Source organism: Sphingomonas sp., from assembly GCF_013812825.1.
Classification (GTDB): Bacteria; Pseudomonadota; Alphaproteobacteria; order Sphingomonadales; family Sphingomonadaceae; genus Sphingomicrobium.
Genome location: NZ_JACCSU010000018.1, coordinates 37738 through 63226 on the forward strand (window position 1 = coordinate 37738; position 25489 = coordinate 63226).

Genomic DNA, 25489 nt, shown 5'->3' on the forward strand with positions numbered 1-25489 from the left:
ATCATACTACCGCGTACAGCCGGCGTCGGAGTCATTCGGACTTTGCCGATGGCTGGGCGGAGGCGCTGGCGGCGTTCGGGGCAAATGGGGAGGAAGGGCGGTCCCTCGACAAGCTCGGGACGAACGTGGGTAGGGACATGCCCTCACCCCAACCCTCAAGCTCCGCCCTGCGGTGCTCGGATGTCCCCCGGACATCCTGCGCGCCTCGCCCCGCGGGCGGGAGAGGGAGTTTTGATGCGGGGGCGGAACTTGCGCTGCAGCCGGGCGCGGAGTCGGTGCGGGTGGCTCGCGCTGGGGCGGGGCGATGGAACGCGGCGGCGGAGAAGCGGTTCTTCGCCGCTCTGGCCGACCGGGCGAACGTTCGCGACGCGGCCGCGGCGGCGGGGTTTTCGACCAACGCCATCTACGCCCGGCGATTGCGGCGGCCCGCGTTCCGGCGCGCGTGGGAAGCGGCGGTCGAGACCGGCAAGGCGCGGCTGCAGATGCTGCTGATGGACGCGGCGGAGAAGGCGTTCGACCCCGAGCTGCTCGACGTGTCCGAGGAGGCGCCCAAGGTCAGCGTCGGCGAGGCGCTCAACATCCTGAAAGCGCGCGAAGGCAAGGAGAAGGAGCTGGGCGCGGGTGCGTCTGGCGGCCGCGGGTGGGGGGACCAGGCCGCGGAGATGAGCCAGGAAGACGAGGACGAGCTGCGCGCGCGCTTCATGGCCAAGCTCGACCGGCTGGTCGCCCAGGACGAGGAGCGCAAGATCGCCAAGGGCTGGACCCGGCACGGCGAGACGCTGGTGCCGCCCGGCTGGGTGCCCGGCGCCGACTATGCCGCGCCGCCCGAAGAGCCGCCCAACCTGTGCGAGGCGGACCGGATCGGCTTGACTTATCGGCCGCCGTCGGCTTGAGACCCGCTTCGCTCGAAGCAGTACTTTGAGCAAGGACCCCTCCACCATCCTGCGGATGGTCCCCCTCCCCCCGAAGCAAAGCTCCGCGGGGAGGAATTCATGGGTTTGTGGTGGCCACCCCGAGCGCCGCCTGGCTGGGGATACCTGACACGGTCCCCCGACGAACGGAGAACAAGCCATGCGGCATCGCGTCGGCCATCGTAAGCTTCAGCGCACCTCGAGCCACCGGGCGGCCCTGTTCCGCAACATGGCGGCGGCGCTGATCAAGCACGAGCAGATCACCACCACCACCGCCAAGGCCAAGGAGCTGCGGCCCTATGTCGAGAAGCTGGTGACCCTGGCCAAGAAGGGCGGGCTGTCGAACCGGCGGCTCGCGCAGGGGCGGCTGATGGACGAGGCGCAGCTGGCCAAATTGTTCGACGTCATCGGGCCGCGCTACGACGGGCGCTCCGGCGGCTATACCCGGATCATCAAGGCGGGCATCCGGATGAGCGACGCCGCGCCGATCGCGATCATCGAGTTCGTCGACCGCGATCCCGACGCCAAGGGCCAGGATTCGGGACCGGTGATGACCGACGAGGACGAGCTCGCCGCCTGAGGCCTAGCGGGCGACCGAGGTGCCGCCGCCGGCGAGAGCAAGCTCGGCCGGCTGGTTCAGATAGGTGATGTAGATCGGCACCGCGCGCGGCAAGGCGACGTGCTGCTCGGGCTCGGGCGACGCGACGACGGGATCGCGGCCAAGCAGCCAGCGGGCGAGTTTCGGCGCATCCTCGAGCCGCACGCAGCCGTTGCTGACCGCGCGCTCGTCGCTCGCGAACAGGTCCTTCTTTGGAGTGTCGTGCAAGAAAATCCCGTGGCCGTTGGGGAAGCCGAACTTGACCTGGCCCATCGAGTTGCCGGGGCCCGGCAGCTGGCGGACCTTGACCGTCGTGCGGCCGGCGGCGACCGCCTTCCAGTCGACGCTCTCGGGCGAGATTTCGGGAGCGTTTTCGTCGAAGCTCGCGAGCACCTGGTAATTGTGCTTGCGAAGATAATCGACGCCGTCCTTGAGGACGCGCGGGGCGATGATCTTGCGAGCCAGGTCGGCCGGCACGTTCCAGTAGGGATTGAGGGTCGCGTAATAGATCTTGCTGGCGATGGTCGGGGTCTGCGCGTCGGCCTTGCCGACGATCACCCGCATCGTGTCGACCACCTGGCCGTCCTCGACCATGAACAATCGCGCCGAGGCGGCGTCGACCAGCAAATAGCGGCCGCGCTTGGGATAGACCGGTGAGCCGAAGTCGGCGGGCACAGCCATGGCGGCGGCCGGAGTCGCCGCTGACGCAGGCGTCACTCCGATCGCGGGCACGGCAGAAAACAGCAGCGCAGCAACAGCGCCGCGGGACAGGGTCCGCAGAAACACGGTAATTCTCTTTTCTTTAAAGCCTTTTGACGTTCCAACGCGCGTGCCGCGCGGCGGGTTGCAAAAATTCTTGACATGTTACGAATCAGGACTCGCGACTCGGCGCCGACTCGAGCTTTGCGAGTCGGATTTGCGCCCTCCGTTGCTCGGTCCAGCGCACAATCAGGGCGAGCTGGCCTGGAACAAGCGGCAACGCGGCGAGTCGCGGCCTTCGGCGCCCCTAACTTGAACGGTTGCCGGTTTGCCGAGGCGCCCGGTTGCGCTGACTGACGGCCGCGACGGTCGGGCCGGCTTCGGACCGGTGGGCGGCATCTTCGAGGTTGCGGTGGAGCGGCCGGTGGACGAACGGCACGATCGCCCCGAGCGCGGCGCCCCACACGACCAGCGACAGGAACACTCCGAGGGCGGCAGTGCCGGCCGGCGCCTCCCCGCCGCTGACGATCGGCAGGACCATCACCGCTCCGGCCGCCCAGACGACGAAGCCGAACGCCATCCCGAACAGCCAGCCGCCGCGAGGATGGTTCGCGGCGCGCCCGAACAGACGCGCGTAAACGGCGCCGGCGAGCGCCATCAGCGGCCAGCCGGCGAGAAGCGTGGCGAGGATGCCAATGCCGAGGATCCGCGCCTCGACCTCGAGCGAGCCGAACGCGTGCAGCAGGGCGATCGCCGGAGCGGTCGCCAGCAGGCCGCTCAGTGCTCCGGCGAGCAGCGGCCGCTGAGTCGGGCCGGGATCGTAGCCGTGGGCGCCAAGGAAGCCGGCCATCAGTCGACCAGCTCGGCAAGCGCCGGGCACTCGCCAAAGCCCGGCTGGTCGCGGTGCATGTCGATCAAATGCTTGTACGAGAGACCCACCGCGCGCGGGTCGCGGTTGAGGTCGAACAGCCCGACCGGATCGACTCCGCCGAGCGGCTTGCCCAGCCCGATCGCCCAGTCGATCTGGTCGGTGAGGCTGTACCAGGTGAACCCGACGAGCGGCGCGCCGGCGCCGCGCAGCAGCTGGACATTGTGCCACTGCCGCCACAGCCAGCGCGGTCCATCGGATGCGTCGAGCCGGTTGGTCTCGGTGTGCATCATCGTCCGCCGGTAGCGCTCGTGGTACTGGTTGGCGATCACGTACCAGCCGAACAGCTCGCCGAGCGCGCGGCCCCGGCCGTCATTGTCGACCAGCCGCTCGTTCCATTCGTAATAATCGAGTCCGAGGATCGTTCGCCGCGGCACCTCGCGGGCGAGGAAGCGGCGATAATCGTCCTCCATCCCGTGCTCGCGCAGCTTGGCCAGCATCGGGTCGCAAACGGGGTGCGCGAAAATCAGGTCGAGCGGCAGGAAGCGCCGCTCGTTCTCGAAAGCGGCAATCGCCTCGATCCGCTCGTCGGGGCAGCACGGCTGGCAGAACTCGCTGCTCTCGCTGTTGACGAAAATGGCGTCGGGCCGGTGGCGAAGGATCGCCTCGGTCATCCGGGCGCTCGATCCGGCGAGGTTGAAGGCGGCGGTGAGGAACGCCTTGTCGTCCTTGAGCTGCTCGTTCCAGACCCCGTCGAGCGCGCTCATCCGGGCGCAGACGTACATCTCGTTGACCGGCGTGTAGAAGCGCACCCACGGGTAGCGCTGCGCGAAGGCCGCCGCATATTCGCCCAGCGCCTGGGGCAAGTCGGCGTTCTGGAAGTTGCCGAGCCAGCCCGGCACTCCGAAATGGCACAAATCGACGATCGGCTCCGGGCCATGGTCGCGAAGATCGGCCATCGGCTCGTCGGCGAGATCCCAGTTGTACTGGCCGGGCGCGGTGAACATCAGGTGCAGCGGCGGACCGTAGCGCAAATGAGTGACCCCGATCTCGCGGGCGAGCTCGAAATCCTGGCTCCAGCGCTCGTAATGGCCGGTGCCGCGCATCTGGTCGCGCCGCCAGCGGCCCCCCTCGATGGTCGGATAACTACACTCGATCCCGGTCGCGAAAATAAAGCTTCGGCTGTCGCCTCGGCGGGCGCTGCGAGGCGGGCTGGACCGGCGCGGCGGATGCATCCGGACCGGCGGCGGCCGATCGGCGGGATAGCCGACCGGGCGAGTGTAGAGGGCGCCGATGGTGAGGCCGAAGATCGCGTGGCCGAGCAGCAACCCGCCAAGATGGCCGGCGCTCAGGTCGGGCAGCAGCAGCGAGGGCGTCAGTGTGACGATCGCCGCTTGGGAATGCATCAGCTCGAGTTGCGGGCCGACGATCAGCAGCGCCAGCGTGGCCGGGAGCAGGCTGACGGCGAGCCCTTGAAGCGGCGGCGGCCAGTCGAACCTCGCCCAGAAGAAATAGGCGTAGAATAGCGCCCAGGCGACCCCGACCGCCATGTGCGCGGCCATTCCGACCGGCCACCAGACGAGCGCCGGTCCGTCCGGGGACACCAGGGTTCCGAGGCCGCGGACGATGTCGAACAGCGGGATTCCGGCGAGGATCAGGCCGCGGACCACGGCTTCCCAGGCGAGCGCGCCCGCCGCGCCGGCGAGCGCCGCCTTGCGCAGCGCGACGACCCGGATCAAGCGCCCGGCCCCTTAATGGGCGCGGTCGCGGTCGATCACGCCGACGCCGTGGCGGTAGACGAGGTCGCCGCCCCTCCAGCCGCTGAAGATCAGGATCAGAACGACCGCGCCGGACAGATAGAGTCCGAGCGACAGGACATTGTCGTCGCCATCGAGCCGGATCGCCAGATTGACGATCGACAGGACGACCGCCGCGACGTTCGCGATCATGTGCTGGAGCGCATGGTTGAGCCGCCGGATCCGGTCGTCGCCCATGAAGTCGATCAGTCCGAAGGCCGCGGCAACCAACGCCGTGCCGATGCCAAAGCCGATCAGCCACCGCGATGCGGTCGCGAACCCCGTGTCCCCGTAAGCGAGGAACAACAGGTCGGTGACGAACGCGCCGACCAGGCAGGTAATCGGAAACGGGATCAGCATCGGATGGATCGGGTGGGTCCCGATGCGGGCCGTGCTCCGCGGGTGATCGTGAACCCCACGGTTGTCGTCGATATCGTTCATTTGCCGTCTCCTTTGTACTTTGCGCCCAGCAGCCCGGCGCCGACGGCCATCGCCGCGCCCGCCGCCAGCCAGCCGCGGTGCTCGCTGGCCCACAACAGCGGCGAGCGGGTCTTCGCGCCCTCGCCGAAACGGCCGTGGGCGCCGTGATCGCCCGCCACCGGCTCGAACAGATTGTCCTTCCGGCCCGGCTCGAGCGGCTGCTCATCCTGCTGGCCTTCGATGCCGGTCATGGCGAGATAGCGGTCGAGCAGCGGTGAAATCAGCTTGTCGGCGAAAATCGCCTGGTAGGCGGGCGCGCCGACGATCCATTGCTTGCGGCTGGAATGGGCGGCTTTCCAGATCGCCCGGGCGGCGACTTCGGGCTGGTAGACCGCTCCGACCGGCTGCGGGCGGCCCCTGAGATGGGCCCGGACCCAGTCGAATTGCGGCGTGTTCACGCCCGGCAGCTGGACCATCGCGAGGCGCACCTTGCTGTCCATCGCGAGCAGCTCGGCGCGCAGCGAATCCTGGAAGCCCTGGAGCGCGTGCTTGGCCGCGCAATAGGCCGACTGCAGCGGAATGCCGCGGTAGGCGAGCGCCGATCCGATCAGGACGATCGAGCCGCAGTCGCGCGCAATCATGTGCCGGAGCGCCGCCCGAGTCCCGTGGATCTGCCCGTAGAAGGTGACGTCGACGACCCGGCGGAACTCCTCGAGGCTCATGTCCATGAAGCGCGAGAAAATGCCGGCGAAGGCGTTGTTGACCCAGATGTCGATGCGGCCGAACTCGTCGATAACGCGGTCGGCGGCGCGGTCGACCTGATCGGGGTCGGCGACGTCGGCCGGGATGGCCAGCGCCTGGCCGCCGAGCTGCTCGACTTCCCTGGCGGCTGCGTCGAGGCCGTCGCGGCCGCGCGCGATCAAGGCCACCGAGCAACCGCGGCGCGCAAACTCGCGCGCGGCGGCCCGGCCGATCCCGGCGGACGCGCCGGTGATGACCGCGATTTCGGTCATTCAATTCTCCGCTGTGCTGGAATCCAAATGCCACCGCATCCCCGAAGTTCCGAAAAGGCGCCCCGCTGCCCCTTGCCGAGCCGTCGCCTCCTTGCCACTAAGGCGGGCGAGGGGGTCGGGAATGGCCGAGATCAGCGCCGAGGATTACGAAAGGCATCTCAAGCCGCTCACCAAGGAGCTGAGCGCGATGGCGCGCTGGGTCGCCGAGACCGGGCAGCGGGTCGTCGTCCTGTTCGAAGGCCGCGACACCGCCGGCAAGGGCGGCTCGATCGACATGATCGCCCGAGTGCTCAACCCGCGGCAGTGCCACGTCGTCGCCTTGTCCTCCCCCAACGAGCGCGAGCGCGCGCAATGGTATTTCCAGCGCTACGCCGCGCATTTGCCGCCGAGGGGCGAAATCGCGCTGTTCGATCGCAGCTGGTACAACCGCGCCGGGGTCGAGCCGGTGATGGGCTATTGTTCGGACGCCGACACTGGCGCGTTCCTGCGCGCGGTGCCCGAGTTCGAGCGGCACCTCGTCGAGGACGGCATCCTGCTCTACAAATATTGGCTGTGCTGCGACCAGGACAAGCAGGAGCAAAGGTTCGAAAACCGCCGCCGCAACCCGCTGAAACGCTGGAAGCTGTCGCCGATCGATGTCGCCGCGCGCAGCCAATACGACGCCTACACGCAAGCGCGCGAGACGATGCTCGCCGCGACCCACACCGAATTCGCGCCCTGGACCCTGGTCGACTTCAACGACCAGGCGCTGGGCCGGCTGACCCTGCTCCGCGACCTGCTCGACCGGATCCCGGATACCGAGCTGCCATTGAACGAGATCGACTGGCCGCCGCTGCCCGGTCCCGCCGGCAAGGAGCGGTTCGGAGTGCTCCAGCCGATCCCCAATTACCGGGCCTGATAGCGGGCCTGAACGCGGCGATTGCGGAGCGCTGCGAAAAGCGTAGCTTGAGCGGCATGACGCTTGCTCGGCAGGGGGCTCTGGTTCGGGAGGGAGAGCGATGAAGGCGTGGCGGTTGTTCGCTCAGTTGAGCGCTTACTATCTGGTCATCGCGGTGCTGGTTTACGCCGCCTTGATGCTGTTCCCCTGGGTCCGCGACTACCTCCCGGTCGGCGGAGTCGAGGAGCTGATCAACCAGCCGCAGCAGGCGGGAGCGAACGGGCTCACCGGAGTCCAGGTCCAGCAGACCGAAAACGTCGCCAATCTCGGCGAGAGCCTGTTCTGGCTGTCGACCGCGATCGTCGGCGCGCTGCTGACCGCGCTGCCGGTCAGCTGGACCTACATGGCGATCCGCCACGGCGACGAATACGACCAGTCGCTGATCAGCACGATCATCATCCTGCCGCTGGTCGTCACCGGAATCGTCGTCATCGTCCAGAACTCGCTGGCGCTGGCGTTCTCGCTCGCCGGGATCGCCGGCGCGGTGCGCTTCAAGAACTCGCTCAAGAGCTCGGGCGATGCGTTGTTCATCCTGCTGTCGGTCGGCATCGGCCTGTCGGCGGGGATCGGCGCGGTCGAGCTCGCGGTGGTGATGTCTGTCGCCTTCAACTACGGCTTCCTCGCCTTGTGGTTCACCGAATATGGCGAGCGCGAGGGGATGAAGCGCTACATGAGCGACTTCGAGATCGATCAAGCGGCCGCTCCGCCGACGGCCGTTCGTCCGGCGGCTGCCCCTCCAGCCGGGACGCCGGCCGAATAGGCCTTAATTGAGGCAGGTGCGGAACAGCTTGGCGGCCATCCTGCGGTCGTCGGCGATGTCGGCGAAAAAGCTGTCGAGATAGGCGGTCGCGCGCCGCCGCGCCGGCTCGTCGAGCGGGACCTGGCCGAGCACCGCCAGAAGCGGGCCGCGGCGAGCTCGAAACTCGGCGGCGATGGCCAGCGCGTGCGAGTTGTGCGCGCAGAAGCCCGCGTAGCGGCGCTCGCGGACCTGGCCGATGCCGTCGGGGGTGACCGCGTAGGGCGCGTCGACCAGGCCCGAGAAATCGAAGTCGTACGGCACCGGCACCAGGCTTCCGCCGGGGCCGGGCTCGATCAGGCGGCTGTTGTGGCAGCAGCCTTCGCCCGGCGGGCCGGCGCGGATCGACCAGTCGCGGTTGCCGATCATATATTCGAACAAGGCGACCCGGGCGGAGTCGGTAGGGCTCAGCCGGCCGGTCGCGACTCGGTCGCCGGCCGCCGCCCGGCGCATCCCGTTGCGCGCCGCGACGTCCTCGATCTGCTCGATGAAAAAGCCGACCCGGCTGGTCACCGGACGATTGTCGTCATTGACATAGTCGACCGTCGCCAGCCGTGCCCGGAAGCTCGCCGGGGTCAGCAGATTGTAGAGGCGGTAGGCGGCGTATTCGAGCAGCAGATGCTGCTGGAACGAAGCGGCGGCGCGGCAGTGGGTGACCAGCTTGAGCTGGCGCTGGCCGGCGAACAGGGACGGCGGCGCGGGCTGGGCCTGGAAGCGGACCCGGAGCGGCGGGAACTGGCAGGTTTCGCGCTTCAATCGGGTGATCCCGCGCGGCGACAGCAGGATCGCGTGCGTCTCGGCCGGCGTTCCGGGCACCGCCAGCACCCCGGCTCGGGAGTCGCGCGAATGCTGGGCGGTCTGCGCGATCCTGGTGATCGGTCCGGTGATCGTGAAGCGGATCGGATGGTCGCTGGCGAACAGGGGCTTGGGCGGCGCTTGCGCCAAGGCCGCGGTTGCCAGCCCGAGGACGGCGGCGATCAGGCCGAGGCGGCGGAGCGTCATGGCCGGCGGCCCCCGACCGAGCCGCGGTCCCAGCTGTGGGGCACCAGCCGGTCGCCGACGATCTCGAGGTAGCTGAGCTTGCCGCCGTAATAGCGCGAAATGCCGGTATCGATCAGCGCCAGCCGGCCGCCGTGGCTAATCGCGATCCCGGCGCGGTTGGGCGTGTGGGCGATCACCATCCGCTTGGCGCCGGTCGAGCGAAGCACGGTCGCCAGCTCCGCCTCGGGCGGCGGATAGGCGGTCGCCGGGTGCGCCTGCCCGGGAGCGGCGGCGCGAGCCTCGCTGTCGCTCGCTCGGGTCGCATAGCCGCGATACCAGAGCGGCCCGAACGGGTCGTGGATGATGGCGGTCGGAGCCTCGGTCCGGCTGGCGAGCGCGGCCGCGGTCAGCCGGTTGATCTCGTCGACCCGGACTCCGGCGTAGCGGACGCTGACGCCGCCGTGGACGAACAAATTGTCGCCGATGCGGGCGACCGCGGGGTTGGCGATCGTCCACCGCCCGAGCGCGCCGCTCGGGCTCCACGCGGCCCGGTGCTCGAGCTTGCCGGGCGGGTTGGCGGCCAGCCAGGCGGAACGGATCGCGGCATCGCTCATCGCCGGCGCGACGGCTCGGTGGGCGGCGACGATCGCCGCCTGGTTGGCTTCATAGACTCGGCGGCGCAGGCGGTCGGAACCGGCGTTGGCGAAAGCCGCGAACTCGCCCGGGTGAACGTAGCGCAGGTCGTCGGTCATGTTCATCGCTTCGTGATTGCCGACGACGACCACGACCCGGCCGCCCGACCGCCGTGCCTGGCCCTGCAGCCGCATCAGGTGACGGATGATCTTGAGCGAATCGGGGCCGCGGTCGGTAATATCGCCCAACTGGACGAGGACCGTCGAGCCGCCCCTCCAGCGGTTGCGGCCGTCGATCAGCCGCGCCCGCAAGGCGATCTCGCGCCACGCTTCAAAATCGCCGTGGAGGTCGCCGACGGCGACGATCCGCTGCGGTGGGGCGGCGATCGTGGGCTCGGTCATCATCGACGCGGCGATCGCAAACGCAACAGCGAGCCGCCAGATCCTCCTGATCAACTGCCTGCCTCCCCCGCGCCCGCAAGGCGCCGAGCCTAGCAAAGGCGCAGCGAAGAATCCAAACACGCTTTCGGCGAGCGCCGGGAAGCCAGCCTGCTCAGGAGTTTTGCGGGGTTCCTGGCTTGGCCGGGACGGTCTTGCACACCCTTTGCGTGCCCAGCCGGGTGCCCGTCGATTCCTCTTCGAACTCCTCGCACACGCGAGTCTCCGCCTGCGGCCTGGCCGCCGGCTTGGCGGCCTCGACCGGGACGGCGGGCTGGGTCGCGCAGGCGGCGATCATGCTGCTCAACGCCAGCATGGCCAAGCACTTGTTCATCGGGCACTCCTCGTTCCAGGTCCGCGGCGGTGTTGAGCAGCGGCGGACGAATCCGGCCATGCCGATTTCGACCAACGGCCTGCAGGGACGCGCCAATGACCGAGCGCGGCTCGACCGCGACCGCCGCAACCCAGGCCGGGCGGACGGAACATTGACGTCAAGGGGGCTTTTTAACCCTGCCGCTGCTAGGGAAGCGCGCGTGGGGCAGGATGACGTCATGAAAATGAAGTTCGCGCTCGCGGCCGTGGCCTTGTCGGCGGCGGTTGGCCTGCCGGATGCTGCGGACGCCCGCTCCAAGCCGCCGCTGCGCAACCCGGCGCTGCTCAACATCGGCTTCGTCTGTCACTGGCAGGCCCGCTGCATCAAGCAGCAGCAGCGGTCGATGAAGCAGGCGCTCGGCTATGTGAAGAAATACCGGCCGCCCGCGTGGAAGGTGCAGGTTTGCAACCGCAACTCGTCGCGCAACGGAACCCGCAAGGACTGGATCGGCTTCGACAATTGCATCCGCAACCCGGCGGTGCGCCCGCCGCCGCCGCCGCCGCCGCGGCCGAAGAGGAAGCGGCGGCGCTAGAACGGAACGCGGGCGGGCCTCGCGGCTTGTCGACCACCCGTTCCTGGTGCTGGTCCGCGACAAGCAGACCGGCGCAGTGCTGTTCCTGGGACGGATCGCGGCGCCCTGATTTTCGGCGAAACGGCGCCCTCACTCTGCGCGGATGTCGAAGCGGCGGGCGGTGGGCATGCTGCTGGTGAGGCCGCCGTCGACGACCAGCGCCTGGCCGTTGACGTAGCTTGACTCGTCGGATGCGAGGAACAGGGCGGCGTTGGCGATCTCATCGGGCTCGCCGCCGCGCTGGAGCGGGTTGAGCTCGCCGATTCGGTGGGCAACCCCGTTGTCTCGCGCCGCCTTGTAGATGAGCTCGGTCATCCCGGTTTCGATGAGGCCGGGGCAGATCGCGTTGACCCGGATGTTGGTTCCGGCAAGCTGGTTGGCGGCGGTCTGGACGAGGCTGACGACGCCCGCCTTGGCCGCCGAATAGGCCGCTCCACCGGCGCCCGAGCGAAGCCCCGCGACGCTGGCGGTGCAGATGATCGAGCCGCCGCCGCGCGCTTTGAGATGCGGCGCGGAATGCTTGATGGCGAGGAACGGGCCAATCAGGTCGACGCGCAGGATCTCCGCCCAGTCCTCGGCGGTCTGGTCGAAGATCGACGCGAGGCCGCCCGAGACGCCGGCGTTGGCGAAGACGATGTCGAGACCGCCGTGCGCCGCGACCGAGTCCGCGATCAGGCGCCTGACGTCATCCTCGTTGCCGGCGTCGGCCGCGACGATGCCGTCGGCGGCGGCGAGATCCGAGCCGACGACCGTGGCTCCTTCGCGGCGGAACAGCTCGGCCGCCGCCTTGCCGATCCCCGACGCGGCGCCGGTGACGATCGCGACCTTGCCGCCGAGGCGCCCTTTGCCCATGCTCATTCCCCTATCCGAACCACCGCTGTTATAGCGACCCCGCTATCCGGAGCCGCACCATGGATTTCAACCTGTCACCAGCCGACGTCGAGTGGCGCGACCGGGTCAAGGCCTTCATGGATTTGGAAGTTCGGCCGCGGCGCAACGAGTATGACCGTCAGCAGGAGCAGGGCGAGCGCTGGAAGGTGCTGCCGGTGGTCGAGGAGCTCAAGGGCAAGGCGCGCTCGGCGGGGCTGTGGAACCTGTTCATGCCGCCGACCCACGGCGCGCCCCAGGTCGACGACAGCTTCGAGTTCGACGGACCGGGCCTGAGCAACCTGCAATATGCGCTGTGCGCCGAGGAGATGGGGCGAATTCTGTGGGCGAGCGAGGCGTTCAACTGTTCGGCGCCCGACACCGGCAACATGGAGGTGCTGCACCGCTACGGGACCCGCGAGCAGAAGGAGGAATGGCTAAAGCCGCTGATGGGCGGCGAGATCCGCTCGGCGTTCCTGATGACCGAGCCCGACGTCGCGTCCTCCGACGCCACCAACATCCGCTGCCGGATCGAGATGCGCGGCAACCCCGGATCGGGGTCCGGGGCAGGCTATGTGGTCAGCGGCCGCAAATGGTGGTCGAGCGGGGCCGGCGATCCACGCTGCAAGCTGGCGATCGTGATGGGCAAGAGCGACGAGCAAGCCGCCACCCACCAGCAGCAGTCGATGATCCTCGTGCCGATGGACGCCGACGGAGTGAAGGTCGTCCGGCACCTGCCGGTGTTCGGCTACGACGACGCTCCGCACGGCCACATGGAAGTCGAGCTCGACGAGGTGCGCGTTCCGGCGTCGAACATCCTGCTCGGCGAGGGGCGCGGGTTCGAGATCGCGCAGGGGCGGTTGGGGCCGGGGCGGATCCACCATTGCATGCGGATGATCGGGGTCGCCGAGGAAGCCCTGGAGGCGACGGCCAGGCGGCTGCTGTCGCGAACCGCGTTCGGCAAGACGCTCGCCGAGCAATCGGTGTGGGAGGAGCGGATCGCCGACGCCCGGATCGACATCGAGATGACCCGGCTGCTGTGCCTGAAGGCGGCCGACATGATGGACCGGGTCGGCAACAAGGCGGCGCAGGGCGAGATCGCGATGATCAAGGTCGCCGCTCCGCGAACCGCTCTCAAGGTGCTCGACGACGCGATCCAGGCGCACGGCGGCGCCGGAGTGTCGTCGGACTTCCCGCTGGCGAGCGCCTGGGCGTCGGTGCGCACGCTGCGCCTCGCCGACGGGCCCGACGAGGTCCACCGCCGGGCGATCGCTCGGCTGGAGTTCAACAAGCATCGATGAGCGCAGAGCCGCTCGATCAGCAGGCGCTCGGCGGGTGGCTCGAGGCGAACGTCGCGGGTTTCCTGCCGCCGTTCGAGCTGACCAAATTTCCGTCCGGCCAGTCCAACCCGACCTACCGGATCACCGCCGCGTCGGGCGATTATGTGCTTCGCCGCAAGCCGTTCGGAAAGTTGCTTGCCTCGGCGCACGCGGTCGACCGCGAATATCGCCTGCTGTCGGCGCTCCATCCGCTCGGCTTCCCGGTGCCGCGGCCACTGGCGCTGTGCAGCGAAGCGGACGTGATCGGCGCGATCTTCTACGTGATGGAGCTGGCCAGGGGCCGCCCCTATGCGAACGGCGCGCTCCCCGAGTTCGATCCGGCGACTCGGCGGGCGATGTACGACCAGCTGATCGACACGCTCGCCGACCTGCACGTCATCGACCCGAACGCCGCCGAGCTCGGCGATTTCGGCAGACAAGGCAATTACTTCGAGCGCCAGGTGGCGCGCTGGACGCGTCAGTACCGGGACTCCGAGACCGATTATCTGCCCGAGATGGAGCGCCTGATCTCGTTCCTGCCGCAGACCTTGCCCGAGCAGTCGCGAACCTCGATCGTCCACGGTGACTATCGGATCGACAATGTCATGTTCGACGGCGACGGGACACTGACGGCGGTGCTCGACTGGGAGCTGGCCACGTTAGGCGATCCGGTCGCGGACTTCTCCTATCTGGCGATGCAATGGGTGATGCCGGCGGACGGCGGGGCGGCGTTGGGCGGGCTCGACCTCGCGGCGCTCGGAATCCCGTCGCTCCACGAAATCGTGGAGCGATATTCCGAGCAGTCGGGAGTGACGATCGGAGCCAACCTCAACTGGTACTTCGCCTACAATCTGTTCCGCCTCGCGGGGATCGTCCAAGGCATCAAGAAACGGCTGATCGACGGCACCGCGAGCCACTCGAATGCCGCCGACATCGCGGCGAAAGTGCCGACCCTGGCAAAGGCGGCATGGAGCTTCGCGCAGAAGGCGTAGGCCCTCTTTTCAAACGAAAGGCGCGCCTGCTAGGCCGAAGCACCTCCATCGAAGCGAGACAATCATGCGTTCGAGTTTTTGCGCCGCGAGCCTGGTTCTCGCCGCCTGCACCCCGCCGCCGGACCAGCTGCCGCCGCCCCCACAAGTCGTCCAAGCGGCGCCCGAGCCGGCCCCGCAGGCACCTCGCATCGCTTACCCGGAGACACGGCGCATGGATCTGGTCGAGACGCAGTTCGGAACGGCGGTTCCGGACCCCTATCGCTGGCTCGAGAACGACGTCCGCACCGATCCGGAAGTGCGCGCCTGGGTCGAGGCGCAGAACGCGGTCACCAACGCATTCCTCGCCACCCTGCCGGGGCGCGCGCCGTTCAAGGCGCGGATGACCGAGCTTTACGATTACGAGCGGTTCGGGATTCCCGAGAAAAAGGGTGGGCGCTACTTCTACACCCGCAACAGCGGCTTGCAGAACCAGGCCGTGCTCTATGTCCGCGACCGCCTCGACGGGGAGGGGCGGTTGCTGATCGACCCCAATATATGGTCGGCCGACGGCGCGACCGCATTGGCCGACTGGGTGCCGAGCGAGGACGGCACGAAGCTGCTCTATTCGATCCAGGAAGGCGGCAGCGATTGGCGCACCGTGCGGGTGCTGGACGTCGCCACCGCCAAGCCGCTCGCCGACGAGGTGAAATGGGTGAAATTCTCCGGCCTCGAATGGGCCAAGGACGGCTCGGGATTCTTTTATTCGCGTTTCCCCGAGCCGGCTGCCGGCGCCGCCTTCCAGTCGCTCAACAAGAACCAGGAAGTCTACTTCCACAAGCTGGGAACGCCGCAGTCGGCCGACCGGCGGATGTTCGCGACTCCAGCCAAGCCCGACATCGGCCATTACGCCGAGGTCAGCGACGACGGCCGATGGCTGGTGGTGACCTCGTCGACCGGCACGGACGAGCGCTACGAGGTGACGCTCGTCAACCTGCGCCGGCCGGCGGCCAGGCCGCGGGTGCTGATCCCCGGCTTCGAGCACAATTACACGTTCATCGGCAACCGCGGCCCGACCTTCTATTTCGTCACCAACGAAGGCGCCCCGCGGCAGAAGATCGTCAGCCTCGACATCGCCCGCGCGGGAGCCAAGCCGACGACGGTGGTGGCGGAAGACGAAGCAACCCTGACCGGCGGCTCGCTGGTCGGCGGGGCGCTGGTTGCCGCTTATATGAAGGACGCGAAATCGGATGTCCGGGTGCATGGGCCGAACGGGACGTTGAGGCGCGTCATCGACCTGCCGGGCATCGGCACGGCCGGCGGTTTTTCCGGCGACTATGACGACCCGGAAACCTTCTTCGCCTTCACCAGCTTCAATCGCCCGACGACCATCTACCGCTATGACGTGGCGAGCGGAGCGGCGAGCGCCTGGGCGGCGCCCAAGGTCCAGTTCAACGCCGACGATTATTCGGTCGAGCAGCGCTTCTACACGTCCAAAGACGGCACCCGCGTGCCGATGTTCGTGGTGATGAAGAAGGGGCTCGACCGCACCGGCGGGTCGCCGACCGTGCTCTACGGCTACGGCGGCTTCTATTCGGCGGTCACTCCGGGCTTCTCGTCGACTCGCCTCGCCTGGCTCGAGGCCGGCGGGGTTTACGCGTCGGCCAACATCCGCGGCGGCAGCGAATATGGCAAGGCATGGCACGACGCCGGACGGCTCGCCAACAAGCAGAATGTGTTCGACGATTTCATCGCCGCGGGCGAATATCTGAAAGCGCAGGGCATCGCTTCGCCCAAGGGCCTGGCGATCGACGGCGGCTCGAACGGCGGGCTTCTCGTCGGGGCGGTGATCAACCAGCGCCCGGACCTGTTCGACGCCGCGCGCCCGGCCGTCGGGGTGATGGACATGCTTCGCTTCGACCGCTTCACGGCCGGGCGCTACTGGGTCGACGATTACGGCTATCCCGACAAGGAACCCGACTTCCGGACGCTGCTCGCCTACTCGCCCTATCACAACCTGCGGCGCGGGGTGTCGTACCCGCCGGTGCTTGCGACCACCGCCGACACGGACGACCGCGTCGTTCCCGGCCACAGCTTCAAATATATCGCCGCGCTGCAAGCCGCCGATCCCAACGGAGCGCCGCATTTGATCCGGATCGAAACCCGCGCCGGCCATGGCTCGGGCAAGCCGACCACCAAGATCATCGAGGAAGCCGCCGACGTCTACGCTTTCCTCGCGCATTTCACCGGACTGCGCGTCGGCCAGCGCTGAGGGTCCCACTCGGCTATTCGTCCGCGATCCTCGCTCGTCGGCGGCAATAGCTGAACGGCAGCAAACGGCGCATTCAGCCGTGGTGCAATGCTCCTCGTCCATGAACCCCGACTGGGTCGCCGTGCGTTTAGCCGGTGAGTCGTTTTTGGATGCTTTTTGAATCAAGGAGAGTGGCCATGAAGGCTGTTTCGAAAATTCTGGCAGGCGGCATCGGACTTGCCGCGCTCGCCAGTGCGGCCCCCGCGGCCGCTCAATATTATCCCGGTTACGGTCAGCCCAACATCCTCGGCCAAGTGCTGAACCAGGTGCTTGGCGGTGGCCGGAGCTACGGGATCCATCCTCAAGCGGCGGTGCAGCGTTGCGCGGCCGCGGTCGAGCAGCGCATCAACCAGCGCTACCGGCCAGCCTACACTCCGTACGGCGGTTACGGCCAGGGCGGCTACGGCGGCTATGGCGGCTACGGCGGCCAAAATGCCTACGCTCAGGGTGGTGCGCGAGTGCTTGGAGTGACCAGCGTCGAGCGCCGTTCCAGCAACGGCCTGCGCGTGCGCGGAGTCGCCACCGCCAACGCTCAAATGAGCGGCTACGGCCAGTACGGCGGTTACGGCCAGGGCGGCTACGGCGGCTATGGCGGCTACCAGGGCGGCTACCAGGGTGGTTACCAGGGCGGTTACGGCGGCTATGCCCCGCAGCCGACGGCCGAGCTGAGCTTCAAGTGCAACGTCGATTCTCGCGGTTACATCACCGACATCGATCTCGACCGCAACACCTACGCCTACGGTCGGCGCTACTAAAGCGATCGCCCGTTCCGGGTGACAGGATGCGCCGGGGCCCACGAGGCTCCGGCGCATTTTTTCATGTGTGCTCCGCCCGCGAAGATTGCATCCGAAATGGGCGTATTGGCAGCAACCGGTTAAGCCCGCCCGACGCATCTTGCGAACCAGGTAACGGCGAGCGGAATGCAGCAAAACACATCACATGGCGGAGTCGAAGCACGGTCGGCCGCCCGGACCAACCTGTTCCTGGCCGCGACCCTGCACTCGGCCGACGTCGCTCACCCGGTGATCATCCGGGACCTGTCGGCGACCGGCGCGCGGATCGAGACCTCCCTCATGACCCAAGCCGGCGACTCCGTGACCCTGGTCCGCGGGGGGCTCAGCGTCGACGCCCGGATCACTTGGCAGGCCGAGCGTTTCTGCGGGCTGAGCTTCACCTCGCCGGTGTCGATCCCGGCCTGGATGACCAATCCGGTGCTCCTGCAAGGGAAGCGTGGAAGGTCACGGGCAGCGGTCGACGGCGAGCTTGCGACGCCCGTTCATCCCGAAGCGGGGAGCGGCAGCGTCGCCGACGAGCTCGCGCGCATCTCGCGCTCGCTTGGGACCGTTGGGCAGATGCTGGCCCACGATCCGGCAGTCCTCCTAAAGCACGGCAGCCAGCTGTTCAGTCTCGGACGGGCGGCCCGAACCCTGGCGGCATTGGCCGAAACCATGCAGGACGACGCTCCGCAAGCACCGGCGCGCACCGCCCGGCCGGATGAACTCGGCGCCTGAACATCACTCGGCGAGCAGTGCGAGCAGCGCGAAGCTCGCCAGCCAGTGCTCGCCCATATAGTCCCCGGCGACATGCGGCAGCGCCGAATCGAGGTGCTCGTCGGCGGCTTGGCGCGCGAGCTCGGACGAGTCGGGCGGCAGGCGGGGCGCCAGGCTTCGCCAGCACCAGGCGCGGCTCAAGTTGAGGCCGTCGAGGTGGGCGATCTTGCCGTCGGTTCGGTCGCTGACGGTCGCTGGGTTGAACAGGGTCGCGGGCTCGTGCTCGGCGAGCCGCGGCAGGAAGGCGGCGAACCAGCGCTCGAAGTCGGCGGCCGGAAGCGACCGCGCCATGCACAGCGCTTCGGTCAGCGACGGCGAGAGGAAATCATCGCCGCTCGGCTCCCACGCCGGGCAGTCGCGATCGTTTTCGAACCAGCTGTGCGCCCGGGCCCGGATCGACGAGCCGAGCGCGGGGTCGAACTCGTCCGCCCAGTCGATCGCCAGAACCAGCGCGAACGCGGTGTTGAAATGGGCGCCCGAACGGATCGGGTAAGTCAGCACGGGCAGGAAAGCGCCAAGGCGATCGGCAAAGGCGCGGGCGAGCGGCTCGAGGGCGGCCGACCAGCCCCGGTCCGGATGGCGCGACGCTTCCAGGTGCAGGGACAAGAGCCAGCCCCAGCCATACGGCCGTTCGAACGTGCGCCGGATCGGCGGGTCGAGATAAGCGACTTCGGCGGCCACCTTGCCGGGCGTGAAGCTGTCGTCGGCGAGCGCAGCGATCTCCTGCGCCTCGGCAATGCCCGGGAACAGGCGCCGAAGCGTCAGCAGGGTCCACCAGCCGTGGACGCAGCTGTGCCAGTCGAAGCTGCCGAAGAAGACCGGGTGGAGGTCGCGCGGCGGCAAGACGTCGGCGTCGCCGGCGAGCACGTGCTCGGGCTTGTTGGGATATTCGCGGGCGACATGGCTAAGCGCGATGCGCGCGAACCGCGATGCCATGGCCGCGTCGAGCTTCATCGGAACGCCGCGAAATAGATGATCAGGATGTTGACCACGAGCATCGGCAGGGCCGTTGCGATTTGCGCTCGGATGACTCCGTACTGGTCCTTGAGCTCGAGCAGCGCGGCGGGCACCAGGTTGAAGTTGGCGGCCATCGGAGTCATCAAAGTGCCGCAAAAGCCGGCGAGCATTCCGACCGCTCCGACCACCGCCGGGTTGCCGTCATAGCCCTGGATCAGCAGCGGCACGCCGATCGCGGCGGCCATCACCGGGAAGGCGGCGAACGCATTGCCCATGATGATCGTGAACATCGCCATTCCGAGCCCGAACACGACAACGGTCAGGAACACGCTGCCTTCGGGGATAATCGCCTGGGTGAGCTGGCCGATGATGGTCCCGACCCCGGCGGCGGCGAACAACACGCCGAGCGCCGCGAGCATCTGCGGCAGGACCGCCGCCCAGCCGATCGCGTCGATCAGCCGCCGCCCTTCCTGCAGCGGCGCGATCGCCGGCGGGCGAAGCCAAGCGAAGATGGTTGCCAGCGCGAGCAGCACCCCGAGGCCGAGCAGCATGTAGGTTTCGCGCTTTTCCTCGAACAATCCGTAATCGCCGAGCGGGGTGTAATTGTAGAGCAAGGTGCCGAAGAGCGCGGTCGCCGGGATGACCAGCGCGGGAAGGAACAGCTTGTTGCCGAGCCGCTCGGACCAGGACTGGCGCTCCACCTCGCTGGTGGTCGGCGGGTGGCTTCGGCCGATGAACCCGAACCCGGCGAGCCCCGCGAGGCCCAGCACCAGCAGGCCGTTGCCGAAATCGCCGATCCAGTCGCCGCCCAGCAGGCTGAGCGCCATCAGGCCCCAGAACGCCGCGTTGCCGAACCGCTTCGGGTTGCCGCCGTCGAGCGCCGACAGCAGGGCGAAGGCCGCGAACATCGACCCGGCCAGCGCGTAGAGCCAGTGGAGCGTGATCATGGCGTTTCACCCCGTTCAGTCCGAACGGCGTCGAGGGGCGCACCTCGACTTCGATCGGCGCGAACGGACAGGCTTCTGTCCAAAAGCAGCAGCCGGGAACCGTGGATGAAGAAGGCGAAAATCGCGGTCGGGATCGCCCACAGAGCCAGCTCGAGCGGCGCCAGATTGTAGCCGTAGGTGACCAGCGTCTGCTGGATGAGGACGATCGAGCCGATGGCGAAGAAGATGTCCTCGCCGAAGAACAGGCCGACATTGTCGGTCGCCGCCGAATAGGCCTTGACCGTCTCGCCGGTCTCCTCGTCGAGGGTGCCGTGCTGCTTCTCGGCCGCGGCCAGCGCCATCGGCGCGACCAGCGGGCGCACCGTCTGCGGGTGGCCGGCGGTCGAGTGAAGGCCGATCGCGGCGGTGATCTGGCGGTAAAGCAGATAGAGGATCAGCAGCCGCCCGGTGGTGGCGTTCTTGAACCCGCGGATCAGGGTCGCGGCGCGCTGCTGAAGGCCGTGGCGCTCGAGCAGGCCGATCACCGGCAGCACGATCCAGACGATGGCGATGATCCGGTTGTCGTTGAACGCCTTGCCGAAGGTCGAGATGACCTCGACGAAATCCATCCCGCCGAGCAGTCCGGTGACGATCGCCGCGGCGGTGACGACCAGCATCGGGTTGAGGCGCAGAGCGAAGCCGGCGACGACCAGGGCGATCCCGAGCAGCGGCCAGTAATTGATCATCCTGCGCTCCCGTAGCCGCCGCCGCCGGGCGTTTCGATGACGAATGAGTCGCCGGGCCCTACCTCGGCCGAGCCCGTGGCTTGAAGCATCTCGATGCTGCCGTCGGAGCGCTCGACCCAGTTGCGGCCGGGCAAGGCGTCGCCGCCGCCGGCGAGGCCGCGCGGCGCAATCCGGCGGCGGTTGGCGAGGATGTTGGCGCGCATCGGCTCCAGGAAGGTGACTCGGCGGACGACTCCGTTGCCGCCGCGGTGGGCGCCGTCACCGCCCGAGCCGCGGCGGATGGCGAACTCGTCGAGCCGAACCGGCAGCCGCGTTTCGAGGATCTCGGGGTCGGTCAGCCGGCTGTTGGTCATGTGCGTCTGCACCGCGTCGGTTCCGTCATGGTCGGGCCCGGCGCCCGAGCCGCCGGCGATGGTCTCATAATATTGGTGCGCGTCGTTGCCGAAGGTGAAATTGTTCATTGTCCCCTGGCTCGGCGCGAGCCGTCCGGTGGCGGCGAACAAGGCGTCGGTGACCGCCTGGCTGGTCTCGACATTGCCGGCGACCACCGCCGCCGGGAACTCCGGGCTGAGCATCGAGGAGTCGGGGACGACCAAGCGGATCGGCCGCAGGCAGCCGTCGTTCATCGGGATCGAATCGTCGATCAGGGTGCGCGAGACGTAGAGCGAGGCCGCCCGGACGATCGAGAAGGGGGCGTTGAAATTGTCGCTTTGCTGGGCGCTGGTGCCGGTGAAATCGAACGTCGCCGAGCGCGCCTTTCGGTCGATCGAGATCGCGACCTGGATTCGGGCGCCATTGTCCATCTCGTAATCGAATGCGCCGTCATCGAGCCGGTCGAGGAGCCGGCGCACCGATTCCTCAGCGTTGGCGAGGACATGGCCCATGTAGGCCGCGACAACGTCGGCGCCGTAATCGCGTACGGTTTCGACCAGCGCTTCGGCGCCGCGCACGCAGGCGGCGAGCTGGGCGCGAAGGTCGGACAGATTGCGGTCGGGCTTGCGCGCCGGATAGGGGCCCGAGGTCAGAAGCGCCCGCGTTTCGGCTTCGAGGAAGCGGCCCTCGTCGACCAGCAGCGCGTTGTCGATCAGCACGCCTTCCTCGCCGATGGTCCGGCTGTCGGGCGGCATCGAGCCGGGGGTGATCCCGCCGACGTCGGCGTGGTGGCCGCGCGCGGCGACGAACGCCGAAGGAGCGCTGGCGGAGTCGTCGTAGAACACCGGGACGATGACGGTGATGTCGGGCAAATGGGTGCCGCCGCGGTACGGGTCGTTGAGCACATAGGCGTCGCCGCGGCGGATTCCGCGGCCATCGCGAGCGCCTCCGTCGGCATCCGGTCCGCGGCTGTCGATGATGGTTTTGATGCTCTCGCCCATCGAGCCCAAATGGACCGGGATGTGCGGAGCGTTGGCGATCAGCGCTCCGCCGGCATCGAACAAGGCGCAGGAGAAATCGAGCCGCTCCTTGATGTTGACCGAGGTCGCGGTCGATTGCAGCGCGACGCCCATTTCCTCGGCGATCGCCATGAACAGATTGTTGAAGATCTCGAGCCGCACCGGATCGACCGCGGTTCCGACCGCGTGGGCGCGCGTGGCGGCCGTGGTTCGGGTGAGGACCAGCGTTCCGTCATCGGCCCGAGTCGCGCTCCAGCCCGGTTCGATCACCGTGGTCGAGGTCGAGTCGAAGATCAGTGCGGGGCCGTGGAGCTCCTCCCCGGGACGGGGAGGGGAAGTGGCCGAAGGATGGGGAAGGGGGTTGTTCGCCTGGCTCGCCGCCCCCTCCACCACTGAATCTTCGTTCAGCGGTCCCCCTCCCCGTTCCGGGGAGGAGACCGCTTCGACCACCAGCGCGTCGACGATCGGCTCACTGCCTTCGACGTAGCCGAAGCGGCGGCGGTGCAGCTCGTCGAATGTCTCGCGCATCGCGGCGGGAGGGGCCAGGTCGAGCTCGAACGCGGTGTCGCTGCCGGGAGTGCGCAGCCGCGCCCGGCGGTGGAGCTCGATGCGCTCGGGATCGAGGCCCTGCTCGGTGAGCGCATCGCGCGCCGCGGCCTCGAGCGTGCTCAGCCCATTCGAAAAATCTTCGCTCAGCGGCTTCAGCCAGCTCTGCTCGCGAATCGCCTTCACCGGCGCGAGTCCGATTCCATACGCCGACAGCACTCCGGCGAGCGGGTGGATCAGGATCCGCTCCATGCCGAGCGCGTCGGCGACCCGGCACGCGTGCTGGCCGCCGGCGCCTCCGAAGCAGGCGAGCGCGTAGCGGGAAACGTCATGGCCGCGGGCGATCGAGATCTTGCGGATCGCCGCGGCCATATTGTCGACGGCGATCTCGAGGAAACCCTCGGCGATTTCTTCCAGGCTTTTGGCGTTGCCGAGCGCATCGGCGACCTCCTCGAGCCTCGCGCGCGACTCCTCGGGGTCGAGCGGTTGATCTCCGTTGGGGCCGAACACCGCCGGGAAGCGCCCGGGCACGATCCGGCCGAGGAACAGGTTGCAGTCGGTAACGGTCAGCGGACCCCCGTTTCGGTAGCAGGCCGGGCCGGGACGGGCTCCGGCCGACTGCGGCCCGACGCGGAAGCGCATCCCGTCGAACCGGCAGATCGAGCCGCCGCCGGCAGCGACGGTATGGATCTGCATCATCGGCGCTCGGATCCGGACTCCGGCGACGACGCTCTCGTCGACCAGCTCGAAGCGGCCGGCGTAATGCGACACGTCGGTCGAGGTGCCGCCCATGTCGAAGCCGATCAGGAGCTGCTGCCCCTTGGCGCCGCCGTGGGCGGCGCTCGCCGCGACCATCCCGACCACTCCGCCGGCCGGGCCCGACAGGATCGCGTCCTTGCCGCGGAACGAGCGCGCTTCCGCGAGCCCGCCGTTCGACTGCATGAAATGGAGGCCGGCGCCGTCGCCAAGCCCGGCCGCGACGCGCTCGACATAGCGGCGCAGCACCGGCGACAGATAGGCGTCGACGACGGTCGTGTCGCCGCGGCCGACAAGCTTGATCAGCGGCGCGACCTCGTGGCTGACCGAGATTTGCGAAAAGTCGAGCTCGCGCGCGATGTCGGCGAGGCGCGCTTCATGGTCGGGAAACGCCCAGCCGTGCATCAGAACGATGGCGAGCGCGTCGATGCCCGAGGCTCGGAGGCGCTCGAGCTCGCGCCGGGCGCCGGCCTCGTCGAGCGCGACCAGCACTTCGCCGTCGGCGCTGACGCGCTCGTCGATCTCGATGACGATTTCGTAGAGCATCGAGGGAAGCACGATCTTGCGGGCGAAGATCTCGGGCCGCGCCTGGTAGCCGATGCGCAGCGCGTCGCCGAAGCCGCGGGTGATCGCCAGCGCCAGCCGTTCGCCCTTGCGCTCGAGCAGTGCGTTGGTGGCGACCGTGGTGCCCATCCGCACCTCGCCGAGGCTGCCGCTTTCCGCCTCGAGCACCCGGCGGATGCCCTCGACCGCAGCGTCGGCATAATGCGGGTTTTCGGACAGCAGCTTCTCGACCCGGTGGCGGCCGTCCGACGCGGTCGCGACGACGTCGGTGAAGGTCCCGCCGCGGTCGATGGCAAAGGTCCAGACTCGGTCCACGCGCTCCTTGAAGCAAATGCGGTGCTGCGCAGCCAATGATCTTTTGAGTGTCCTGGGCCGGGCTTCAACCGCGGCTGCCGTCAGTCGTTGAACTGGCTCTTGGGAGGTATGGGCCGCTCCTTCGCGACCTTGATCGCCTGGTCAAGCTGAAGCCCGACGCTCTTGATGCGCTCGGCGAGCTCGGTTTCCTGTTCGGTTTTTCGCCGTCCCATCCCGTCACAACGCACGATGACCAGGAAAGGGCGCCGGGGCTCTGTCTCAGGCGCGAAGCGCCGCCTCGACGATCCGCGAGGCTCGGCTCATGCAGGTGCTGTTCCTCACCGTCTCGGCTTTTGCGGGGACCTTCAGCAGCAACAGGCTGGCGCCGAAATCGGGGCCGGGCGGCGTGTAGGCCGGCTCGCTCCAAAAGCCCGCGATGGGCGCGGCGCACGCGGCGACACCGGCGCCGATCAGCGCTGCCAAGGCCGAGCGAACATTCATCCCTGGATCAAATCTGTTTGCTCCCCGCAGGAGTTCCACCGTCATCGAAACGCACGCGGAACAAGCGCTCTATCTCAAGGGTTTACACCCCATGCCCTCCCCCTCCCAGCGAGATGCGGGCGAAGTCGAGGGCTCCGACTAAGGAGACTTCAACATGCGAATCTCAACTGCAGCATGTCTGCTTACATCAGCAGCGCTAATTTCCGGCTGCGCCACCGTTCAGGGAATGGCCAGCGACGTTAATTCGGTTGTGGCGGCCTTCGATCCAAGCGCCACCTACACCCCCTGCGGCACGGTCCGCGTCGACGCCAACGCCGACGGTCGAATCTCGACCGCGGAGTGGAACAACTACCGAGCCGCCGGCTACACCTACTGGGACGCCAATCGGGACGGCCGGATCAGCCGGGCCGAATATGCGAACTGCTGGTACGGCGGCGGCTTTTACGACAGGTACAATCGCGCGACGTGGGAACCGAGCTACCGGGCCTTCGACCGAAACGGCGACGGCTGGTTGAGCAACGACGAATATTGGAGCGCGTCGGCCTGGTCGCAATACGATCGCAACCGCGACGGCGTTATCGACAGCAGCGAATGGCCCTGGTGAGCTAGACGGAGTTTACGAACCCGCAGTCTTTGAGGGAGGGCATCCGCGGCATCGCGGGTGCCCTCTTTCTTTCGTCCAGTGCCCGCTTTGACCCGGGAACGGACGGGCGTCCCAACCGGTCTCATCCAGACGGAACGATGCAGTTGGTCAACCATT

26 protein-coding genes are annotated in these 25489 nt (G+C 68.1%); 11 read left to right on the forward strand and 15 right to left on the reverse strand.

The features are described 5' to 3' along the window. Nucleotides 1–281: 281 nt before the first annotated feature. A complete protein-coding gene (locus H0T81_RS02365; RefSeq protein ID WP_294009364.1) occupies nt 282–893 on the forward strand; it encodes a hypothetical protein in 612 nt (203 codons plus the stop codon). A 178-nt stretch (nt 894–1071) separates the two neighbouring features. Next, nucleotides 1072–1491 (forward strand): 50S ribosomal protein L17, encoded by a 420-nt coding sequence (rplQ, locus tag H0T81_RS02370; protein WP_294009366.1) that lies wholly within the window; start codon nt 1072–1074, stop codon nt 1489–1491. Between the two features lie 3 nt (nt 1492–1494). Here rplQ and H0T81_RS02375 read toward each other — a convergent pair whose 3' ends face one another. The 5 genes from H0T81_RS02375 to H0T81_RS02395 form a co-directional block, all read right to left on the reverse strand. Next, the gene (locus H0T81_RS02375) at nt 1495–2295 is read right to left on the reverse strand and encodes a L,D-transpeptidase family protein (protein WP_294009369.1); all 801 of its coding nucleotides are present in this window, start codon (nt 2293–2295) and stop codon (nt 1495–1497) included. Nucleotides 2296–2515: 220 nt separating this feature from the next. After that, a complete protein-coding gene (locus H0T81_RS02380) occupies nt 2516–3058 on the reverse strand; it encodes a hypothetical protein (RefSeq protein ID WP_294009371.1) in 543 nt (180 codons plus the stop codon). Continuing rightward, nucleotides 3058–4815: a family 1 glycosylhydrolase gene (locus H0T81_RS02385; protein WP_294009373.1), complete on the reverse strand. Its 1758-nt coding sequence runs from the start codon at nt 4813–4815 to the stop codon at nt 3058–3060. Before H0T81_RS02385 ends, H0T81_RS02380 begins: the two co-directional genes overlap by 1 nt. A gap of 12 nt (nt 4816–4827) precedes the next feature. Further along, nucleotides 4828–5313 carry a DUF2231 domain-containing protein gene (locus H0T81_RS02390; RefSeq protein ID WP_294009375.1) on the reverse strand — a complete coding sequence of 162 codons (486 nt, stop codon included), beginning with the start codon at nt 5311–5313 and terminating at the stop codon, nt 4828–4830. Next, nucleotides 5310–6305: an SDR family oxidoreductase gene (locus H0T81_RS02395; RefSeq protein WP_294009377.1), complete on the reverse strand. Its 996-nt coding sequence runs from the start codon at nt 6303–6305 to the stop codon at nt 5310–5312. Before H0T81_RS02395 ends, H0T81_RS02390 begins: the two co-directional genes overlap by 4 nt. A gap of 121 nt (nt 6306–6426) precedes the next feature. On the opposite strand from H0T81_RS02395, the gene ppk2 reads away from it, so the two are divergent. Together ppk2 and H0T81_RS02405 are read left to right on the forward strand one after the other, a co-directional pair. Further along, nucleotides 6427–7203 (forward strand): polyphosphate kinase 2, encoded by a 777-nt coding sequence (ppk2, locus tag H0T81_RS02400; RefSeq protein WP_294009379.1) that lies wholly within the window; start codon nt 6427–6429, stop codon nt 7201–7203. 100 nt (nt 7204–7303) lie between these two features. After that, complete coding sequence (locus tag H0T81_RS02405) at nt 7304–8002, forward strand: hypothetical protein (protein WP_294009381.1); 699 nt, start codon at nt 7304–7306, stop codon at nt 8000–8002. Nucleotides 8003–8005: 3 nt separating this feature from the next. Here the strand turns inward: H0T81_RS02405 and H0T81_RS02410 are convergent, their stop codons facing one another. The 3 genes from H0T81_RS02410 to H0T81_RS02420 form a co-directional block, all read right to left on the reverse strand. After that, nucleotides 8006–9040: a hypothetical protein gene (locus tag H0T81_RS02410; protein ID WP_294009383.1), complete on the reverse strand. Its 1035-nt coding sequence runs from the start codon at nt 9038–9040 to the stop codon at nt 8006–8008. Beyond that, a complete protein-coding gene (locus tag H0T81_RS02415; protein ID WP_294009385.1) occupies nt 9037–10056 on the reverse strand; it encodes a metallophosphoesterase in 1020 nt (339 codons plus the stop codon). Before H0T81_RS02415 ends, H0T81_RS02410 begins: the two co-directional genes overlap by 4 nt. 148 nt (nt 10057–10204) lie before the next feature. Then, complete coding sequence (locus H0T81_RS02420) at nt 10205–10423, reverse strand: hypothetical protein (protein WP_294009386.1); 219 nt, start codon at nt 10421–10423, stop codon at nt 10205–10207. A 217-nt stretch (nt 10424–10640) separates the two neighbouring features. Between H0T81_RS02420 and H0T81_RS02425 the strand changes: the two genes are divergently transcribed. Then, the gene (locus H0T81_RS02425; protein ID WP_294009388.1) at nt 10641–10994 is read left to right on the forward strand and encodes a hypothetical protein; all 354 of its coding nucleotides are present in this window, start codon (nt 10641–10643) and stop codon (nt 10992–10994) included. Between the two features lie 129 nt (nt 10995–11123). On the opposite strand, the gene H0T81_RS02430 is transcribed toward H0T81_RS02425, so the two are convergent. Then, nucleotides 11124–11885, reverse strand: a complete 762-nt coding sequence (locus H0T81_RS02430) for an SDR family oxidoreductase (protein ID WP_294009390.1) — start codon at nt 11883–11885, stop codon at nt 11124–11126. Between the two features lie 59 nt (nt 11886–11944). Here H0T81_RS02430 and H0T81_RS02435 point away from each other — a divergent pair, with 59 nt between their 5' ends. The 5 genes from H0T81_RS02435 to H0T81_RS02455 all read left to right on the forward strand — a co-directional run bounded on the left by H0T81_RS02435 (nt 11945) and on the right by H0T81_RS02455 (nt 18009). Then, on the forward strand, nt 11945–13201 hold the full coding sequence (locus H0T81_RS02435; protein WP_294009392.1) for an acyl-CoA dehydrogenase family protein: 1257 nt from the start codon (nt 11945–11947) through the stop codon (nt 13199–13201). Further along, entirely contained in the window at nt 13198–14211 is a 1014-nt protein-coding gene (locus tag H0T81_RS02440; RefSeq protein ID WP_294009394.1) for a phosphotransferase family protein, read from the forward strand. Before H0T81_RS02435 ends, H0T81_RS02440 begins: the two co-directional genes overlap by 4 nt. Before the next feature lie 64 nt (nt 14212–14275). Next, nucleotides 14276–16459 carry a prolyl oligopeptidase family serine peptidase gene (locus H0T81_RS02445; RefSeq protein ID WP_294009396.1) on the forward strand — a complete coding sequence of 728 codons (2184 nt, stop codon included), beginning with the start codon at nt 14276–14278 and terminating at the stop codon, nt 16457–16459. 176 nt (nt 16460–16635) lie between these two features. After that, nucleotides 16636–17253: a hypothetical protein gene (locus H0T81_RS02450; RefSeq protein WP_294009398.1), complete on the forward strand. Its 618-nt coding sequence runs from the start codon at nt 16636–16638 to the stop codon at nt 17251–17253. Between the two features lie 165 nt (nt 17254–17418). Further along, a complete protein-coding gene (locus tag H0T81_RS02455) occupies nt 17419–18009 on the forward strand; it encodes a PilZ domain-containing protein (protein WP_294009400.1) in 591 nt (196 codons plus the stop codon). A gap of 3 nt (nt 18010–18012) precedes the next feature. On the opposite strand, the gene H0T81_RS02460 is transcribed toward H0T81_RS02455, so the two are convergent. The 6 genes from H0T81_RS02460 to H0T81_RS02485 form a co-directional block, all read right to left on the reverse strand. Continuing rightward, entirely contained in the window at nt 18013–18984 is a 972-nt protein-coding gene (locus tag H0T81_RS02460; RefSeq protein ID WP_294009402.1) for a DUF2891 domain-containing protein, read from the reverse strand. 14 nt (nt 18985–18998) lie between these two features. Continuing rightward, nucleotides 18999–19952 carry a DUF979 domain-containing protein gene (locus tag H0T81_RS02465; protein ID WP_294009404.1) on the reverse strand — a complete coding sequence of 318 codons (954 nt, stop codon included), beginning with the start codon at nt 19950–19952 and terminating at the stop codon, nt 18999–19001. After that, nucleotides 19949–20677, reverse strand: coding sequence for a DUF969 domain-containing protein (locus tag H0T81_RS02470; protein WP_294009406.1), 729 nt, complete (start codon nt 20675–20677; stop codon nt 19949–19951). The genes H0T81_RS02465 and H0T81_RS02470 overlap by 4 nt, the downstream gene beginning before the upstream one ends. Continuing rightward, a complete protein-coding gene (locus H0T81_RS02475) occupies nt 20674–24249 on the reverse strand; it encodes a hydantoinase B/oxoprolinase family protein (protein WP_294009408.1) in 3576 nt (1191 codons plus the stop codon). Before H0T81_RS02475 ends, H0T81_RS02470 begins: the two co-directional genes overlap by 4 nt. Nucleotides 24250–24329: 80 nt before the next feature. Continuing rightward, a complete protein-coding gene (locus H0T81_RS02480; protein ID WP_294009410.1) occupies nt 24330–24461 on the reverse strand; it encodes a hypothetical protein in 132 nt (43 codons plus the stop codon). 46 nt (nt 24462–24507) lie between these two features. Further along, nucleotides 24508–24729, reverse strand: coding sequence for a hypothetical protein (locus tag H0T81_RS02485; RefSeq protein ID WP_294009411.1), 222 nt, complete (start codon nt 24727–24729; stop codon nt 24508–24510). Between the two features lie 226 nt (nt 24730–24955). On the opposite strand from H0T81_RS02485, the gene H0T81_RS02490 reads away from it, so the two are divergent. Next, nucleotides 24956–25333 (forward strand): hypothetical protein, encoded by a 378-nt coding sequence (locus H0T81_RS02490; protein WP_294009413.1) that lies wholly within the window; start codon nt 24956–24958, stop codon nt 25331–25333. Nucleotides 25334–25489: the final 156 nt, after the last annotated feature.

Bases quoted from the DNA above. Each gene is read 5' to 3' on its own strand.
- rplQ (WP_294009366.1), top strand. From the start codon at position 1,072: ATGCGGCATCGCGTCGGCCATCGTAAGCTTCAGCGCACCTCGAGCCAC.
- H0T81_RS02380 (WP_294009371.1), bottom strand. From the start codon at position 3,058: ATGGCCGGCTTCCTTGGCGCCCACGGCTACGATCCCGGCCCGACTCAG.
- H0T81_RS02390 (WP_294009375.1), bottom strand. From the start codon at position 5,313: ATGAACGATATCGACGACAACCGTGGGGTTCACGATCACCCGCGGAGC.
- H0T81_RS02395 (WP_294009377.1), bottom strand. From the start codon at position 6,305: ATGACCGAAATCGCGGTCATCACCGGCGCGTCCGCCGGGATCGGCCGG.
- ppk2 (WP_294009379.1), top strand. From the start codon at position 6,427: ATGGCCGAGATCAGCGCCGAGGATTACGAAAGGCATCTCAAGCCGCTC.
- H0T81_RS02405 (WP_294009381.1), top strand. From the start codon at position 7,304: ATGAAGGCGTGGCGGTTGTTCGCTCAGTTGAGCGCTTACTATCTGGTC.
- H0T81_RS02410 (WP_294009383.1), bottom strand. From the start codon at position 9,040: ATGACGCTCCGCCGCCTCGGCCTGATCGCCGCCGTCCTCGGGCTGGCA.
- H0T81_RS02415 (WP_294009385.1), bottom strand. From the start codon at position 10,056: ATGATGACCGAGCCCACGATCGCCGCCCCACCGCAGCGGATCGTCGCC.
- H0T81_RS02420 (WP_294009386.1), bottom strand. From the start codon at position 10,423: ATGAACAAGTGCTTGGCCATGCTGGCGTTGAGCAGCATGATCGCCGCC.
- H0T81_RS02425 (WP_294009388.1), top strand. From the start codon at position 10,641: ATGAAAATGAAGTTCGCGCTCGCGGCCGTGGCCTTGTCGGCGGCGGTT.
- H0T81_RS02430 (WP_294009390.1), bottom strand. From the start codon at position 11,885: ATGGGCAAAGGGCGCCTCGGCGGCAAGGTCGCGATCGTCACCGGCGCC.
- H0T81_RS02435 (WP_294009392.1), top strand. From the start codon at position 11,945: ATGGATTTCAACCTGTCACCAGCCGACGTCGAGTGGCGCGACCGGGTC.
- H0T81_RS02440 (WP_294009394.1), top strand. From the start codon at position 13,198: ATGAGCGCAGAGCCGCTCGATCAGCAGGCGCTCGGCGGGTGGCTCGAG.
- H0T81_RS02445 (WP_294009396.1), top strand. From the start codon at position 14,276: ATGCGTTCGAGTTTTTGCGCCGCGAGCCTGGTTCTCGCCGCCTGCACC.
- H0T81_RS02450 (WP_294009398.1), top strand. From the start codon at position 16,636: ATGAAGGCTGTTTCGAAAATTCTGGCAGGCGGCATCGGACTTGCCGCG.
- H0T81_RS02455 (WP_294009400.1), top strand. From the start codon at position 17,419: ATGCAGCAAAACACATCACATGGCGGAGTCGAAGCACGGTCGGCCGCC.
- H0T81_RS02460 (WP_294009402.1), bottom strand. From the start codon at position 18,984: ATGGCATCGCGGTTCGCGCGCATCGCGCTTAGCCATGTCGCCCGCGAA.
- H0T81_RS02465 (WP_294009404.1), bottom strand. From the start codon at position 19,952: ATGATCACGCTCCACTGGCTCTACGCGCTGGCCGGGTCGATGTTCGCG.
- H0T81_RS02470 (WP_294009406.1), bottom strand. From the start codon at position 20,677: ATGATCAATTACTGGCCGCTGCTCGGGATCGCCCTGGTCGTCGCCGGC.
- H0T81_RS02480 (WP_294009410.1), bottom strand. From the start codon at position 24,461: ATGGGACGGCGAAAAACCGAACAGGAAACCGAGCTCGCCGAGCGCATC.
- H0T81_RS02485 (WP_294009411.1), bottom strand. From the start codon at position 24,729: ATGAATGTTCGCTCGGCCTTGGCAGCGCTGATCGGCGCCGGTGTCGCC.
- H0T81_RS02490 (WP_294009413.1), top strand. From the start codon at position 24,956: ATGGCCAGCGACGTTAATTCGGTTGTGGCGGCCTTCGATCCAAGCGCC.